This is a genomic window from Rhodococcus sp. Leaf233 (genome assembly GCF_001426165.1).
Classification (GTDB): domain Bacteria; phylum Actinomycetota; class Actinomycetes; order Mycobacteriales; family Mycobacteriaceae; genus Rhodococcoides; species Rhodococcoides fascians.
In genome coordinates, this window is sequence record NZ_LMRO01000001.1 from 335,656 (window position 1) to 351,009 (window position 15,354).

Annotated in this window: 16 protein-coding genes; 8 read left to right on the top strand and 8 right to left on the bottom strand. The window is 65.1% G+C overall.

Annotated elements, in window-relative coordinates; translation table 11 throughout:
• Positions 1-12 precede the first annotated feature (12 nt).
• From ASH04_RS01600 to ASH04_RS01610, 3 genes are read left to right on the top strand one after another with little or no spacing between them, the layout of a single operon-like run.
• Entirely contained in the window at positions 13-1,242 is a 1,230-nt protein-coding gene (locus ASH04_RS01600; RefSeq protein ID WP_057472593.1) for an AGE family epimerase/isomerase, read from the top strand.
• A gap of 48 nt (positions 1,243-1,290) precedes the next feature.
• Positions 1,291-2,646, top strand: coding sequence for a hypothetical protein (locus ASH04_RS01605; protein ID WP_057472594.1), 1,356 nt, complete (start codon positions 1,291-1,293; stop codon positions 2,644-2,646).
• On the top strand, positions 2,643-3,752 hold the full coding sequence (locus ASH04_RS01610; RefSeq protein ID WP_057472901.1) for a hypothetical protein: 1,110 nt from the start codon (positions 2,643-2,645) through the stop codon (positions 3,750-3,752). The genes ASH04_RS01605 and ASH04_RS01610 overlap by 4 nt, the downstream gene beginning before the upstream one ends.
• Positions 3,753-3,780: 28 nt before the next feature.
• On the opposite strand, the gene ASH04_RS01615 is transcribed toward ASH04_RS01610, so the two are convergent.
• Together ASH04_RS01615 and ASH04_RS01620 are read right to left on the bottom strand one after the other, a co-directional pair.
• Positions 3,781-4,041, bottom strand: coding sequence for a hypothetical protein (locus ASH04_RS01615; protein WP_052053276.1), 261 nt, complete (start codon positions 4,039-4,041; stop codon positions 3,781-3,783).
• A gap of 118 nt (positions 4,042-4,159) precedes the next feature.
• Positions 4,160-4,693, bottom strand: a complete 534-nt coding sequence (locus ASH04_RS01620) for a CGNR zinc finger domain-containing protein (protein ID WP_057472595.1) — start codon at positions 4,691-4,693, stop codon at positions 4,160-4,162.
• Between the two features lie 39 nt (positions 4,694-4,732).
• On the opposite strand from ASH04_RS01620, the gene ASH04_RS01625 reads away from it, so the two are divergent.
• On the top strand, positions 4,733-5,734 hold the full coding sequence (locus ASH04_RS01625) for an EamA family transporter (RefSeq protein ID WP_057472596.1): 1,002 nt from the start codon (positions 4,733-4,735) through the stop codon (positions 5,732-5,734).
• Between the two features lie 7 nt (positions 5,735-5,741).
• On the opposite strand, the gene ASH04_RS01630 is transcribed toward ASH04_RS01625, so the two are convergent.
• Positions 5,742-6,386 carry a TetR/AcrR family transcriptional regulator gene (locus tag ASH04_RS01630; protein ID WP_032373825.1) on the bottom strand — a complete coding sequence of 215 codons (645 nt, stop codon included), beginning with the start codon at positions 6,384-6,386 and terminating at the stop codon, positions 5,742-5,744.
• Positions 6,387-6,458: 72 nt separating this feature from the next.
• On the opposite strand from ASH04_RS01630, the gene ASH04_RS01635 reads away from it, so the two are divergent.
• From ASH04_RS01635 to ASH04_RS01645, 3 genes are read left to right on the top strand one after another with little or no spacing between them, the layout of a single operon-like run.
• The gene (locus ASH04_RS01635; protein ID WP_027494433.1) at positions 6,459-7,325 is read left to right on the top strand and encodes an SDR family oxidoreductase; all 867 of its coding nucleotides are present in this window, start codon (positions 6,459-6,461) and stop codon (positions 7,323-7,325) included.
• A gap of 26 nt (positions 7,326-7,351) precedes the next feature.
• Complete coding sequence (locus tag ASH04_RS01640) at positions 7,352-8,842, top strand: flavin-containing monooxygenase (protein WP_057472597.1); 1,491 nt, start codon at positions 7,352-7,354, stop codon at positions 8,840-8,842.
• Between the two features lie 37 nt (positions 8,843-8,879).
• Positions 8,880-9,539 carry an NADPH-dependent F420 reductase gene (locus ASH04_RS01645; RefSeq protein ID WP_027494431.1) on the top strand — a complete coding sequence of 220 codons (660 nt, stop codon included), beginning with the start codon at positions 8,880-8,882 and terminating at the stop codon, positions 9,537-9,539.
• Between the two features lie 14 nt (positions 9,540-9,553).
• Here the strand turns inward: ASH04_RS01645 and ASH04_RS01650 are convergent, their stop codons facing one another.
• The 5 genes from ASH04_RS01650 to ASH04_RS01670 all read right to left on the bottom strand — a co-directional run bounded on the left by ASH04_RS01650 (position 9,554) and on the right by ASH04_RS01670 (position 14,439).
• A complete protein-coding gene (locus ASH04_RS01650; RefSeq protein WP_027494430.1) occupies positions 9,554-9,835 on the bottom strand; it encodes a protealysin inhibitor emfourin in 282 nt (93 codons plus the stop codon).
• Positions 9,836-9,844: 9 nt separating this feature from the next.
• Entirely contained in the window at positions 9,845-10,918 is a 1,074-nt protein-coding gene (locus tag ASH04_RS01655) for a M4 family metallopeptidase (protein ID WP_048316658.1), read from the bottom strand.
• A gap of 90 nt (positions 10,919-11,008) precedes the next feature.
• Entirely contained in the window at positions 11,009-11,758 is a 750-nt protein-coding gene (surE, locus tag ASH04_RS01660; RefSeq protein WP_032369346.1) for a 5'/3'-nucleotidase SurE, read from the bottom strand.
• A complete protein-coding gene (locus ASH04_RS01665) occupies positions 11,755-12,708 on the bottom strand; it encodes a 1-phosphofructokinase family hexose kinase (RefSeq protein WP_032369347.1) in 954 nt (317 codons plus the stop codon). Before ASH04_RS01665 ends, surE begins: the two co-directional genes overlap by 4 nt.
• Positions 12,709-12,765: 57 nt before the next feature.
• Positions 12,766-14,439 carry a phospholipase D family protein gene (locus ASH04_RS01670; protein WP_057472598.1) on the bottom strand — a complete coding sequence of 558 codons (1,674 nt, stop codon included), beginning with the start codon at positions 14,437-14,439 and terminating at the stop codon, positions 12,766-12,768.
• Between the two features lie 54 nt (positions 14,440-14,493).
• On the opposite strand from ASH04_RS01670, the gene ASH04_RS01675 reads away from it, so the two are divergent.
• Positions 14,494-15,342 (top strand): aldo/keto reductase, encoded by an 849-nt coding sequence (locus ASH04_RS01675; protein WP_027494425.1) that lies wholly within the window; start codon positions 14,494-14,496, stop codon positions 15,340-15,342.
• Positions 15,343-15,354: the final 12 nt, after the last annotated feature.

The following is a 15,354-nucleotide window of genomic DNA, read 5'->3' on the forward strand; positions in this document are numbered from 1 at the left end:
CAGAATGGGCTCATGACATCCGGTGATCGTCGTCAGTGGTGGACCTTGCCCGCGCACCAGCGGTGGCTCGACACAGAATCGGCTCGGCTCCTCCGGTTCGGTAGCTCGCTCGAGCATCCTGCCGGGGGAGCGGCGTGGTTGAACGACCGCGGACATCCGGACCTGAGCCATCCGGCCCTGACCTACATCACTGCTCGGATGGCGCACGTGCATTTCCTGGCCTCGATGCAGGGGTATCCGGGGTCTCGTAGGAAAGCCGATCGAGTGTTCGACGGTCTACTGACGACGTTGCGGGACAGCACGAACGGCGGGTGGTTCGAGTCCAGCGCCGACGCCTCGTCTCCCGATGCGACGAAGACGGCCTACACGCACGCCTTCGTAGTGTTGGCTGCAGCCGCAGCCGCAGCGGCGGGACACCCCAGTGGACGGGGGCTTCTCGACGAAGCCCTCGAGGTCGTGGATCGGCGATTCTGGGACGAGAACCACGGCATGTGCGCAGACACCTGGAATGCGAGCTGGACCGCGCTCGACGGTTATCGCGGAATCAACGCCAACATGCACATGGTCGAGGCGCTGCTGGCGGCGGCCGATGCGTGTGCGCCCGAGGTCTGGCGAAGCAGGGCAGTACGCATCTGCGACAACGTGATCGGCTGGTCACAGGCGAACGAGAATCGCATTCCCGAGCATTTCACTGCGGAATGGCAGCCGATGCTCGAGTACAACAGCGGCGACACAGCAAACCAGTTCAAGCCGTACGGAGCAACGGTGGGGCACGGTTTCGAGTGGGCGCGGCTGCTCGTGCAGGCGAGTCTCGTGGCCGATAGCCCTGGTGGCCACGATTACGTTGCCGCCGCCGCGTCGCTGTATCACCGCGCGGCGCAGGACGGCTGGCAACCCGGCCCGTCGCCTGGCTTCGTCTACACCACCGACTGGACTGGGCGACCGGTAGTGAGAGAGCGTCTGCACTGGGTGTTGTGCGAGGCGATCGCGGCCGCCGCGACACTGGGTCGTCGGACCGGAGAAGACCGCTACGACAACGACTATCGCACCTGGTGGGACATTGCCGCCGACTCCTTCATCGACCTCGTCGACGGCTCCTGGCATCACGAACTCGACGCGGACAACAGGCCCGCAGCCACGGTGTGGAGTGGCAAACCCGACCTGTACCACGCTGTGCAGGCAACATGGATCAGCCGAGGTGTGAACAGCTCGAGTATGGTGGCGGCGCTGCTGGCGGCCTGAGTGGCCGCATCGGACGAAAACCGTCCGTTGGGTATGTAGTGTCGTCTCGTGCGCGAAGGTAGAAGACACAACGCCGTCATCGACGTATCGGTCATCGTCACGGTGGTCGCACTCGGTGTCGTTGCGGCCGGACTGCTGCATTCGCCGGAAAGTGAACTGCCGCGCGGAAATGCTGTGTCATCCGGAGAGGCCGCACGCGACGGTGACTACTCCATCGTCTCCGAGCCCGTCGAGTATCCGGCCGACATTCCGGGGTGCTCCGAGGTCGAACCGCCCCCGCCCAGTGAGGATGGGCGCCTCATCTCGGTCATCGGAAGTCAGGCTCCGTCCTACGACAATCCTGCCTACCCGTGGTTGACCGCGAGCAAGGCAGGAGCGATGACCGACGCTCTTGTGGGCGCACTTCCAGCGGATGTCACCGTGAAGTTGGCCGCCCCATCCCAGTCGCTGACCTTCCAACCGGTGGAGGACTTCGGCGGTAACGTGCCGGAGGGCCTCGAGGCCAGCACCAGTGCCCGTGGCGATCTGGTTCGTGCGGGGGTGTCTGCGTTTGCCAGCGTCGATGTTCGACCGTCGTCGACGGGGATTCCGGCCTGTGTCGCAGGCGTTCTCGATGCCCGCAGTACCGAACCCGATGGAACGGTGGTCGATACCGACGACAGTTGGTACGAGATCGGCGGTGACCGCACGAACAGTCGCAGAGCGACGGCGTATCACCCGGACGGAACTCTGGTCACCGCGAATCTCAGTACTACCGTCGGTCCCGAATTTCCCTTGGACACATCCGAGTTGACCCGAATCGCGGCGCTGCCGGGCCTCCGAGTCGGTTCGCCTGCACCGGCGGGAAGCGCTGCGCCGCGCCAGGATTGCTCGGTCTCGCTCGCAGGGGAGGCGACAGCGGTGGATATCGACGAGGTGTCCTTGGACGCCGCGAACGAGGCGTTGACGACAACGTGGCAGGCGCTACCCGATGCGCCGGTACTGAACCGGCCGATCGGGTCACTGGTACCCGATCGCACGGGCAGGGGTGCCTGTACGGACATCGACGTAGTGAACACCGATGTAGCGCTGTCGATTTCCGTATCCTCCGGCGCGGCACTCCCGGTGGCGAGGGACCCCTACGATCCGGAGAATGCGTACGAACCGGTTGTGGAGCTGCGAACATTGCCCGACGGTTCGGTGCTCAAATCGTACGACGTCGATCTGTCGAGCAGCATGACCGCGGAGGACGGAACCATGCGGTTGGCGAGGTCGGTCACGCTGACGCGACCGTCCGGCGTGCAGGTGTCGGTTCGGTCGACGGCGGATTTCGTTTCTGGTGGGGGCCGTTCGACACGGCCGGAACCGCTGCCACTCGAGCTACTGGATGCAGTGGCCCAAGCTCCGATCACGGAGTGGCCGTGAAAGATTCGACGACACGCACTGTTCTCGCAGCAGCCGCGGTGATGGTGGCAGTGGTATCCGTCGCCGCGGCTGCGGTCGTGCTGGTGAATGTGGACGTGTCCGTGAAGCCGTCGATGGACGATGCAACGACGTCGGCCTTCGACGAAATGCCGACGTTCTCGGAGGAGACGGAGACAATTGAGGCACCGGCTGGGCCGGCGCTCGAGCCCAGCTGGCGGATCGACGCAGAGACCGTCTACGGCAGGCAATTCGCTGCATTCCGTTCGCCGACCGCAAGTTTGACGTTCGATCTCGGGGTCACGGGCGTGATCGACGCCGGCGATGTTCTCGTCACCGCAATGGGTCTTCCGAATCCACGGTCGTCTTCGCTCGATGCAGTCGAGTTCGTGGCCCTCGATGCCGACGACGGCAGTGTGCGATGGAAGGCGTCGCCCGGCACAGTCGACGTATGCGCGAGTGTCCCCGTTCAGGGCGACATCGTCTGTCTGGACTCGTATTCCGATGTGCAGTCCCTCGTCACTATCGGTACGAACGACGGGGTGGTGAAGCGGATACCGGTCCCCGAGGGCTGGTACGTCTACGCGATCGAGAGCGACGGGACATCGGTGCTGTTGTTGGAAGGCAGCCCTGAGGATGGCGAATCCGTGTTGCACGGCGGGTCGGTGAATGCACTCGACCGAATGTGGACGCTACCGATCACCACATCCGTGGGGTGGGAGGGCCTGAGTGGCACGGTGATTCACACGGCCGACGGGCGAGGCGTCGTGACGATGGGCGGAGAGGCTACATTTTTCGATCCGACCACCGGAGCACCCGTCGAGGGTCTCGACATGACCTCGGACGACACCGTCGTCGACTCCACCGGCGCTACTGTCTGGGAGTTGCCGGATCCGTTCGATACGGACAAGGTCATCGGCAACACTCGTTATTCGATCGACGGTCCGGCGTATGTCGCGACGACGGATTCCGGTGATGTGCGGTGGCATTGGACCATCCCGGCTGGATCCGATGGGTTCACCGACAGCGGCACTATCGCCCAGACGCGATCGGGTGTGTTCTTCCTCGGAACCGATTCGATGGTTCGTCTCGAATCGGTTCCGAGTTGACGCCGAGCAGCTCTTACGTGCGGCAGTGCTATTCCCGGTGCGGAGTGCGCTCACCGGTATTCGGGTCCACGTCGAACAGTTGATCGGTGTTGTCGGGGGAGTAGACGACGGTGTCGACTTCCCGCGCGCGTCGTCGGGCACCGTCGCGAACGGCGAAGAACGCGGCTGCGAACAGTACGACCACGGTGATGCCGGCGACGATCGCCCATCCCTCGAAGCCGCCCGCCAGAGCCGCGATCAGACCGCCCGCAGATGCAATTCCGGCGAATATCAAGATGACGGCCAGCATGTTCTCGACTGCACGTGCCCAGCTCGTTTTCGAAGGCCTTTTCTCGACCATGGGGATGTTCCTCTCGCTAAGTTCCGTCGCCGAATACCCGAAACCCGGTCGTCTAAGCTCTGCGGTGCTACTGGGCCTTGCGTGCGCGGTACGCGGCAACCGCCGCGCGGTTGCCGCAGGTGGTGCTGCAGAAGCGGCGAGAGCGGTTTCGGGAGAGGTCGAGAACCAGCCCGTTGCAGTCCGGATCGGCGCAGACGTCGAAACGGGAGAGCTCGTCGGCTCGGATGACGTCGATCATGGCCATCGCAGTCTCGACGACGATGCGGGTTGCCAGTGGACTGTCGTCGGCGGCGGCATGGACGTGCCAGTCGAGAGTGTCGTGCCGGACCAGTCGGGGCAGGGCCGAGGATTCGGCAAGCAAGCGGTTCACCTCGAGCACGGCGTCGTCTCGACTGCTGGTGAGCAGTGATCGCAGGGTCGGACGCAGTGCCCGCACAGCCTCGAGCTCGGCGTCGTCGCCGTCGAACCGTCCGGAGTAGCCCTGGTCGGTGAAGAAGTCGGCCAGCTCCTCGCGGGTGGTCAGCGTGTCCGGGTCTTCGGCGGAATTGACCAATGCCACGGCGGACAGAAGCGACAGTTCTGCGTCATGAGCAAAAAGCATGTTGACACCTTACCAATTCACTCCCTACTGTCACATGTCATGACGGCTTACACTCATGACGCGCAGGTGGATCGCGCTGCTGCACACGACGCTGCGGCACGGTCGCGTCGACTCTCGGGGCTCATGTTCGCGCTCCTCTCCGCGGCATCGTTCGGGCTCTCCGGCTCGTTGGCCAAAGGCCTGCTCGATGCCGGCTGGACCGCCGGTGCCGCCGTGACTGCGCGCATCCTGCTCGCGGCAGCGGTGTTGCTGATTCCGTCGATTCTCGCGCTGCGTGGACGCTGGGGCCTGTTGGCCAAGAATTGGAAGCTGCTCGTGGCCTACGGTGCCTTCGCGGTGGCCGGTTGTCAGCTCGCGTTCTTCAACGCCGTCGGCCGAATGGACGTGGGTGTCGCACTGCTCATCGAATTCACCTCGCCCGTAGCCGTCATCGGCTGGATGTGGTTTCGGCACCAGCAGCGTCCGGGTCGGCTGACGCTGGTCGGTGCGCTGTTGGCCGCAATGGGACTGGTGCTCGTGCTCGACCTGATCTCCGGCGCGGACGTCGACAGCGTCGGCGTGCTGTGGGCGCTCGGCGCGATGGCGGGGGCCGCCGTCTACTGGGTGCTCTCCGCCGACGAGAGCAACGGCTTGCCACCGATCGTGCTTGCCGGGGGCGGTCTGCTGGCGGGTGGACTCATTCTGCTCGCCGCCGGGCTGGTCGGCATCGTCCCGTTCGCGGCTCCCCTGACCGACGTCACGTTCGTCGATGCCGTTGTGCCGTGGTGGGTTCCGATCATCGGTCTCGGTGTGGTGACCGCCGCGTTGGCGTACGTACTCGGAATTGCGGCCGGCCGACGCCTCGGCTCGCGGCTGGCGTCGTTCATGGGTCTGATGGAAGTTGTTGCAGCGCTTGTGTTTGCGTGGCTGTTGCTCGGCCAGGCTCCGGGGCCGATCCAATTGGCCGGTGGCGCACTGATTCTGCTCGGTGTCGTCGTCGTCAAATCAGGTGAACGCGTCACCTCGGACGAACCGGTGGAGCCGCTGCAGAGCAGAGCATGACAATTGCTCAGCCGTCGACGCGTCCGAATACGACGGCGGCCAGAATGGTGTGCGCACTGGCGATCACGGAGTCGAGAGGTTCGCGTTCGGGGGACAGCAACCATTGCTGAGCGATGGTGAGAACCGCGCCCACCAGGCCCATCGCCAGCGTTTTACGGTTCGGCCCGGCCAGGCCTCGGCTGGACCCGACGGTGTCGGCTACCTGTAGCACCGTCGCCGAGAACGAGGTGGTGGTCTTGCGGTACAACGCGTCGACGGTGGGGGATACGCCGAGGATTTCGACGAAGGCGATACGAGCGGACTTCGGTTGCTCGGCGACGAACGTGAAGAATCCGGTCAGGGCTCCTCGGAGCACCTGTTCGCTGGACTCCGTCTCCGAGGCCGCTCCGGCGAGGATGCTCTCGCGCATCGCGTCGGTGGCGCGGGCGTAGGTGGCCATCAGGAGTTCTTCGCTGTTGGTGAAGGACTCGTAGAAGTAGCGCTTGGTCAGCCCCGCTTCGACGCAGACTTTCTCCACGGTCGCCGTCCGGTACCCGGTGGTGCCGAACACTTCGACGGCGGCATCGAGCAGCCGGGTTCGACGCTCCTGCTGCCGCTGCTGCGGGGGAGCTCCGCGATACGTCCTGCCGACGTCACTGTGATGGGTAGTCACAGACAGATCTTGACACCGCTCGGTATCAGATGCAAAGTGTTCGCAGGAATGAATCTCGATCGAGGGGGAGACATGGCGTCATCGACGCTCCGGAACAAGGTCGTTCTGATCACAGGCGCGGCACGAGGAATCGGTGCCGAGACCGCACGTGCGTTGGCAGGTCGTGGAGCCAAGTTGGTACTCGTCGACGTCGACGAGGCTCCGCTGCGGGAGGTCGCGACGCAGCTGAAGGCCGAGGCGTTCGTCGCCGACGTCCGAAATCTGGACGACATGCAGCGCGCCGTCGACGGCGGCATCGCGGCCTACGGAGGCATCGATCTGGTGCTCGCCAATGCGGGAATCGCCAGCTACGGATCGATCCTGCAGGTGGACCCGGCCACGTTCCAGCGCGTCATGGACATCAACGTGATGGGCGTGTTCAACACCGTCCGCGCTGCGTTGCCGTCGCTGATCGAACGCAACGGCTACATCCTCGTCGTCTCCTCGCTGGCCGCGTTCACCCCGTGCCCCGGCTTGGCCGCGTACAACGCCAGCAAAGCCGCAGCCGAGCATTTCGCCAATGCGCTTCGGCTGGAAGTGAACTACCGAGGAGTCGACGTCGGCTCGGCCCACATGGCCTGGATCGATACCCCGATGGTCCAGGACGCGAAGTCCGATCTCAGCGCCTTCCAGGATTTGCTCGCGGTACTGCCCGGCCCCCTCGGGAAGACGATGACCGTCGAGCAGTGCGTGGATGCGTTCGTCGACGGCCTGGCCAAGCGCAAGCGCCGCGTCTACGTACCGCGGTGGGTGGGTGCGGCGTCCTGGTTCAAGGCCGTCATCACCTCGCGCGTCGGCGATCGCAGCATGTTGGCGCACGTGCCGACGATCCTGCCCAAGATGGACGAAGAAGTAGCGCGTCTCGGTAGGTCCGAGAGCGCACGCAACAAAATCAGCTGACCCCCCCACCGAAGGAATCGTTGCTCATGACTGCCGTACTGACCACCCCCGAGGTCGATGTCCTCATCATCGGTGCCGGCCTGTCCGGGATCGGTGCCGCGCGTCACCTCGGGCACGATCTGCCCGGGAAGACGTACACCATCCTCGAAAGCCGCGGGGCGATCGGTGGCACCTGGGATCTGTTCCGCTACCCCGGTATTCGCTCCGATTCCGACATGTACACCCTCGGGTACAGCTTCAAGCCGTGGACGGGAGAGAAGTCCATCGCCGACGGTTCCGACATCCGTAACTACATCGTCGAAACCGCGCGAGAAGCGGGTGTGGACAAGCACATTCGATACCACCACAAGGTCGTCGCCCTCGAATGGTCGTCCGAGCAGCAGTTCTGGACGGTCACGGCGCAGCGCAGCGACACCAACGAGACCGTCACGATCACCGCGTCGTTCGTGTTCTCCTGCAGTGGTTACTACAACTACGACAAGGGTTTCAGCCCGGAGTTCGTCGGCCAGGAGAACTTCGGTGGGCAGGTGATCCACCCGCAGCACTGGCCCGAGGATCTGGATTACGCGGGCAAGAAGGTCGTCGTCATCGGTAGCGGTGCAACGGCGATCACGCTGGCTCCCAACCTCGCGCGTGAGGCCGAGCACGTGACGTTGCTGCAGCGCTCGCCGAGCTACATCCTCTCGCTCCCCTCGAAGGATCCGATTGCGCAGACACTGCGGAAGCGTTTGCCGAAGAAGTTGGCGTACAGCGTGACTCGGCTCAAGAACGTGTCGATGGCCATGTTGATCTTCACGTTGAGCCAGAAGTACCCGGAATTCATGAAGAAGCGGATCCGGAAGATGCAGGAGGGCTGGCTGCCGAAGGGATACGACCTGGACACCCACTTCACCCCGTCGTACAACCCGTGGGATCAGCGTCTGTGCCTGGTGCCCGACAACGATCTGTTCCGCTCGATCCGCAAGGACGAGGTCTCGATCGTCACCGATCACATCGACAGCTTCACCGAGACCGGCCTGAAGCTGAGGTCCGGCCAGCACCTCGACGCCGATATCGTCGTCACCGCAACGGGATTGAACCTGTCCGCACTCGGCGGCGCGACCTTCCGCGTCGACGGTAGAGACGTGGATCTGCCCAGCACCATGGCGTACAAGGGCATGATGCTCACCGGAATCCCCAACTTCGCTTTTGTCGTCGGGTACACCAACGCGTCGTGGACGCTCAAAGCCGACATGGTCTCGAACTACGTCATGCGCCTGCTCGCACACATGGACGAGAACGGGTACAGCACCGTCGAGCTCGAACGCGACCCGTCCGTGGACGAAGAGCCGTTCCTCGATTTCGCCGCCGGCTACGTGCTGCGGGCCGTGGACAACTTCCCGAGGCAGGGCAGTGAAACTCCGTGGAAGCTGCGGATGAATTACTTCCGCGACCTGCCGGTTCTGCGGTACGGCAAGCTCGTCGACAAGGCGATGAAGTTCGGGCGGCCTCGATCGAAGGTCGCGGTCGCTTCCTGACGGGAATAGATCGAGTCCCTGATCGTTTGTTCCGGACATGAAAATTGGCATCATCGGAAGTGGATTCATCGGTGGAACGCTCGTGCGCCGGTTGACGGCGCTCGGTCACGAGGTTCGATTCTCGAACTCACGCGACCCGGAGACTCTGGCGGAGCTGGCGTCGGAAACCGGAGCGACGGCGGTGTGGGCAGCGGACGCGGCGCAGGATGCGGACCTGGTCATCCTCAGCATCCCGCAGAAGAACGTGCCCGACCTCGCCGCCGGTATCGCCGGCGCACGCAAGCCCGGAGCGCCGATCATCGAAACGAACAACTACTACCCGCAGCAGCGCGACGGTCTGATCGAAGACATCGAAGGCGGCACACCCGAGAGCGTATGGGTGTCGCAGCAGCTCGGTGAGCCGGTGATCAAGGCGTTCAACGGAATTTGGTACAAGCATCTGCTCGAGAAGGGTGTTCCTGCCGGAACCGACAAGCGCATCGCACTGCCGATCGCCGGGGACGACGCAGAGTCGAAGAAGTTGGTGTTCTCGGTGATCGACGAGCTCGGCTTCGACCCGGTCGATGCCGGTTCTCTCGCCGAGTCCTGGCGTCAGCAACCGGGAACCCCGGTGTACGGCAAGGACTTCGGCGTCGACGACACCGTGAAGGCGTTGGCCGAGGCGTCCCCGGAACGCTCCGCGGAATGGAAAGCTTGAGCCGAGCTGCTGAACTACCTGACGCGACCCTCTCGGAGTGTGCGCTCCGCGAGGTCGCGTAGCGGCCCGGTCAGGGCCGAATCGCCGACCCGGCACGATTGCTCGCCCACCGACACGTTCCACACGAAGGTGTCGCGGGCCTGCGACTCGGCCGGCTCGGGTGGGGGCGGCTCAGCCAGGTACGGGCGCGCAGCTTCGACCAGCGACTGCCATTCCGGCTCGTCGGTCTCGACCACTCCGCGCTTGGACATTCCGGCGATCCCGCCGGTTCGCAGTACCTCGATGCGCAGGCTCATGCCCCTCGATCACACCCGATCGTCGCTCGGCTCCCGTGTTGACTGAACTCCCACGGTAGACCAACCGGTGGCCACGGCCCGTGCGACGTCGGAATCGGCACCGAATCGCTTCTGCGCTGCGAGCAGCGTCGCCGCGGAGAAACCCGCGAAGTCGACCGTCGGTGCCAGACCCCCGACAGTCATGGTGTCGAACCAGACCTGCCCGACGCGGTCCCACGCCGGGCCACCCAAGGTGGTTGCGGCGACGGCGAACGCGCGGTTGGGAATGCCCGAGTTGATGTGCACACCGCCGTCGTCCTCGGTGGTGACGACGAAATCGTCCATGCTGGCCGGCTGTGGGTCTTTGCCGAGTACATCGTCGTCGTACGCGGTACCGGGCTCGAGGAGCGAGCGCAGCGCCTTGCCCTGCACCGCAGGCAGGAACAGACCTTCGCCGATCAACCACGACGCGTCCTCGGCGTTCTGCTTCGCGGTGTACTGCTCCACGAGTGCACCGAACACGTCGGAGATGGATTCGTTCAGTGCGCCGGCCTGGTCCTTGTATTCGAGCGGGGTGGTGTACTGCGTGAACCCGTGCGCGAGCTCGTGCGCGATGACGCCCAGAGAAACGGTGAAGCGGGCGAACACTTCGCCGTCGCCGTCGCCGAACACCATGCGAGAGCCGTCCCAGAACGCGTTGTCGTAGTCCCGGCCGTAATGCACCGTCGCATCGAGGGGCAGGCCGCTGCCGTCGAGACTCGAGTAGCCGTACACCTCGTCGAAGAACGCATACGTGGCACCGAGACCGTCGTATGCCTCGTCGGTCGCAGCATCGCCGGTGGGATCCTCACCCTCGGCGCGAACCTGCTTACCCGGGAGGTCGCGGGTCGCTTTCGCATCGGAGATGGTGCGTTCGAGGGTGCCGCCGGTCCGCGGTGCGATAGCGGTACGGGCCTGGACGACCTCTCGGCCCGCCCGCATCTCGCGGTCGGCCAGCAGAGTCGCGCGGGCACCGGCTCCCTGCAGACGCTCGAGCAGAAACGGTGGAACTACGCCATGCGAGTGGAGCCTGCGGAACGATCCGGAATCGGTATCTGTCGTCATGTGCGGTGACCCCCTAGGTCCGTGGCATCTGCGGTGATGGTTCCCAGTGTGCCCGAGGGCACCGACACATTCGGGTCCACCGCACCGAGCTCACTCACGCAGCGTCGACAGATCGATACTGTCCACCTCGCTCGGGGGACGCAGCGCGGTGACGGTCGCCCAGTTCCGTGCCAGCAGGGAGGCGTCGGAGTCGTCGTCCTCGGCGTGGATCTCGTCGAACCGGACGGTGACGAAATCTTCTCCGCGATCGCCTATTTCGGCCTGCACCGCGCCGTACCGGGCCAGCGAGGCCGGAACGATCCCGGCAAAATCCGACCGTGCAACGTCGGGAATGTTGACGTTGACGACCGCATCGACGGTCAGATGCGAGATCATCCATGTCACCGCCAGATGCGCGACGTGTTCGGCGGTGTCCCAGTGCGACGGCCGGGTGGCGAGCGACGACAGCGCCATGGCGGGAACCCCGTGCGTCAGGGCTGTCAGCGCCGCGCCCACCGTCCCCGAATGCAGCACGGCCGCACCGGTATTGGGGCCGTGATTGATGCCGGAGAGGACCACGTCGGGTGGATCGCCGAACGCACCTCGAGTGGCGACGAACGCGATGAGGGCCGGTGAGGCCTGTACCGCATACACTTCGACACCGCGCAACCCCTCGATCTCGGTTCGCCCGATACCCAGGTGATCGTCGACGCCCATCCCCGTCAACGATGCACTGGCACCGCTGCGTTCCTCGTGGGGAGCGGCCACCACGACGTCGAGGCCGGCGTCGAGCGCGACCCGCGCCAGCAGCGCGATGCCTGCGCTGTCCACACCGTCGTCGTTGGTGATCAGGGCTCTCATTTCTTGCCCGCCTTGCCGTACGGACGCACGTCGACCGATTCGGTGAGTCCGAGAACCAGGTCTTTTCGGCCGCTACCGAGGCCGCGGCGGGTGACGTTGGCGGTGCCCGCGCCGCCGCCCAGGCGGAGCGCCTCCGGCATCGACATTCCCTGGGCGATTCCGGCGGCGATCCCGGCGCTCATCGAATCGCCTGCGCCGTGATGGTCGACCATCTGTAGACCCGGGGTAACGATCTCCAGCACGTCTCCGTCGACCAACGCCAAGGCGGGGTCTCCCGCTCGGGAGATCACAACCACCTCGGCACCGTCGTCGTGCATCTTTCGCATCGCATCGATCAGGTGCTTCGGGTCCTCGGACTCGGCTCCGCCGTCGGCAATGAGGTCCTCGTGGCTGACCTTGAGCACCGTGAGACCGCCGGCGAGGGCGGCTAGCATCGTCGGTCCGGACAGGTCCGCCACCACCGGGACGTCGAGCGCACGTAGGTCTGCGCACAGTCGCTCGTAGACCTCGGGCGGCACGATGTTGTCGGCGTGCGGACCGCCGAGAATTGCCACGTCGCTGCGGGCACCGGTGGCCAGTGCCGCGCCGAACAGGTCGTCGAGCGCGTGCCTGGCCAGCGGCGGCGGATCGACCGTAGCCAGTACCTCGCGCTCTCCGCTGCGGCGATCGTGCACGTAGGAGCCGCTTTCCTGGCCGATGTCGACGGAGACGACGGAGATGCCCTCACTCTCGACGATGCCCCGCAATACGGCACCGATCTCGCCGCCGAACACCCCGGCGAGTGTGACATCGAGACCCAGCACCGACGCCATCCTGGCGATCCAGTGACCCTGACCGCCCGCGTGCACGTGCAGTTCGGTACTGCCGTTGGGGGCAGCGTCGAGGGTCACCGTCAGTAGTGGGGACGGCGCGAAGACGAGCGCGCTCGGTGCGCGAGAGGAGGTGGACATCGTGAGCGAATGCCCGATATGTCAGGTCCGAAACAGCTACAACTCGAAAACGTGGACTCAGAATCGACGACGCAGGCGCATCCCGATGGGGCGTCCGTCGGGGTCGACGAACAACCGATAGGCGAGTGCGGCGAGTCGCTGCTGCCAGACGGGCGGCACCGTGATCTCGTGCATTCGCAGACGGCCGACGGGCCGGGGTTTCGCGGACGGGTTGCGGTGCCAGTTGTCCAGGGCCGTCGCGCTCGCCGAGATCACGTCGAAGAACTGCTGCGGGTCGACGAGGTCGGCGTCGTCGCCGTCGGCCCGCCCGAGGTGTTCGCGGATCAGTTCGAGTCTCAGGTTGCGCGCGTGGGTTCTGGCACCGTCGCCGAGGCCCGCTGGGTCGAGCGGTGCCCGATCGTCGCGCTGCTCGTCGACGATGGCTGCGGTCAGCTCCGAATCATGGGTCCAGGAACGGCGATTGAAGTTGTCCGACCCCACTGCCGCCCACACGTCGTCGATGATGCAGACCTTCGAGTGCACGTATACCGGTATGCCACGGTCGTTTTCGATGTCGAGTACCAGTACGCGGTCACCGCCGGCTGCGCGGATGACCCCGAGCGCCGCCGAGTGTCCCAGCAGCGCAGAGGGAATGGTCAAGTTGCTGTCGTCGTCCAGGTGCTTGGGGACCACCACCACCAGCCGCAGGTTCGGCTTGCGGCGCAGTGCCGCGGCGAACACGCGCGCGACGTCGACGGACCACAGATATTGGTCCTCGATGTAGATCAGCTCGGCGGCGCGGTCGAGGGCTTTGGCGTATGCGCGGGCAGCGCTGCGCTCGCCTCTCGTCGCGAACGGGTAGGCGGGGCGTCGACGCGGGTAGGTACGCAGCAGCTGAACCGAGCACGTGCCCTGCGGCTCCGGGGCGGCGGCAGCGGGTGGCAACTCCGACGGTTCACGCCTGACTCCGCGCAGGAAATCGGGAATGGCGTGCCACGGTAGACGCGAGAGCGCCGCGGGATCTTCCCACCGTTCCCGGAAGACGTCCTCCACATCCCGGACTGCGGGGCCCTCGATCTGCACCTGCACGTCGTGCCACGCCGGAATCTCGCCGTACTCGGGAGGGAAGGGGCGCGAGACGGGATCGCCGAAGTGATCGGCGTCGTCGCGTCGAGCACGTGCCAGATCGATACCGCCCACGAAAGCGACGTCGGGCAAATCAGTCCTGCCGTACCGCACGACCACGAACTTCTGATGGTGGCTTCCGGTGACCAGCACGCGCTGGTCCAGAATGACCTCGCCGCCCGCCTCCTCCAGCCGCAGCGCGAGCTTGCGGTTCTTCGGACCGGTGAAACCGAGGGTTTCCATGTGGGAGCGCCACACCATGCCCTTGACGACGCCACCGCGGTGCGCGACGGCGGCCAGGGCATCCTCGACGGTCACGCCGTCGTCGGTGAGCAGCTGCTCCGGGTCCCCGCGCCAATCGGTGAAGAGCACCAGATCGTCGCGCTCGGTCTGCTCGAGGGCCCGTGCGAGTGCCGCGAAGTACGTCTTGCCGTGCACGAGGTTCTCGACGCGATTGCCCTCGGTCCAGGCCGAAATTCGGGTGTCGTCGTTGCCTCGCTCGGGCGCGGTCAGGAACCATGGGTGCCCCGGATCGAAACTGCGCTCGGGAGCTGTCAGAGCAGAGGTGGACCGACCGAATTTCTCGGCAACTCCGTCTACGACGCGCCGGATGCGCTGCACTATCACGATGGCATTGTTCCACCCGGTTTGAAGGCCACAGTGGGCGGGCACCCCGGCGATATGACTCAGGTACCCAACGTCACGCTCAGAAACGGCAAGCAGATTCCCCAGCTCGGTTTCGGCGTCTTTCAGATCGACGCCGACGAGACCGCGAAGGCCGTCGAAACGGCGCTCGAGATCGGCTACCGACACATCGACACCGCGCAGATGTACGGCAACGAGAAGCAGGTCGGCGAGGGCATTCGTAACTCCGGCATCGACCGCGAATCGGTGTTCGTCACCAGCAAGCTCAACAACGGTTTCCACCGGCCCGACGACGCGCGCTCGGCGTTCGACAAGACGCTCAGCGACCTCGGGACCGACTACGTCGATCTCTTCCTCATCCACTGGCCGCTGCCCACCCGGTACGACGGCGACTTCGTCTCCACGTGGAAGACGTTGGAGGAGTTCGCCGCCGACGGCCGGGCCCGCAACATCGGCGTCTCGAACTTCCAGCCCGCTCACCTCGATCGCCTCGCCGAAGAGACCGAGACGGTCCCCGCGGTGAACCAGATCGAGGTGCACCCGTACTTCGTCAACCACGACGTGTGGGCCTACGGTCGCGAACATGCCATCCCCACCGAGGCGTGGTCGCCGATCGCTCAGGGCAACGTTCTCGACGACGCGGAACTGAAGCGAATCGCCGACGCCACAGGCAAATCCGTCGCACAGGTGGTGCTGCGCTGGCACATTCAGCGGGGCAACATCATCTTCCCGAAGTCGGTGACACCGGAGCGCGTGAAGGCCAACTTCGACATCTTCGATTTCGAGCTGAGCTCGGCCGACGTCGATGCGATCACTGCACTCGACAAGGGCGAGGAAGGCCGGAACGGTCCGAATCCGGACACGTTCGACATGATCCCGGACTAGAACGTAACACTG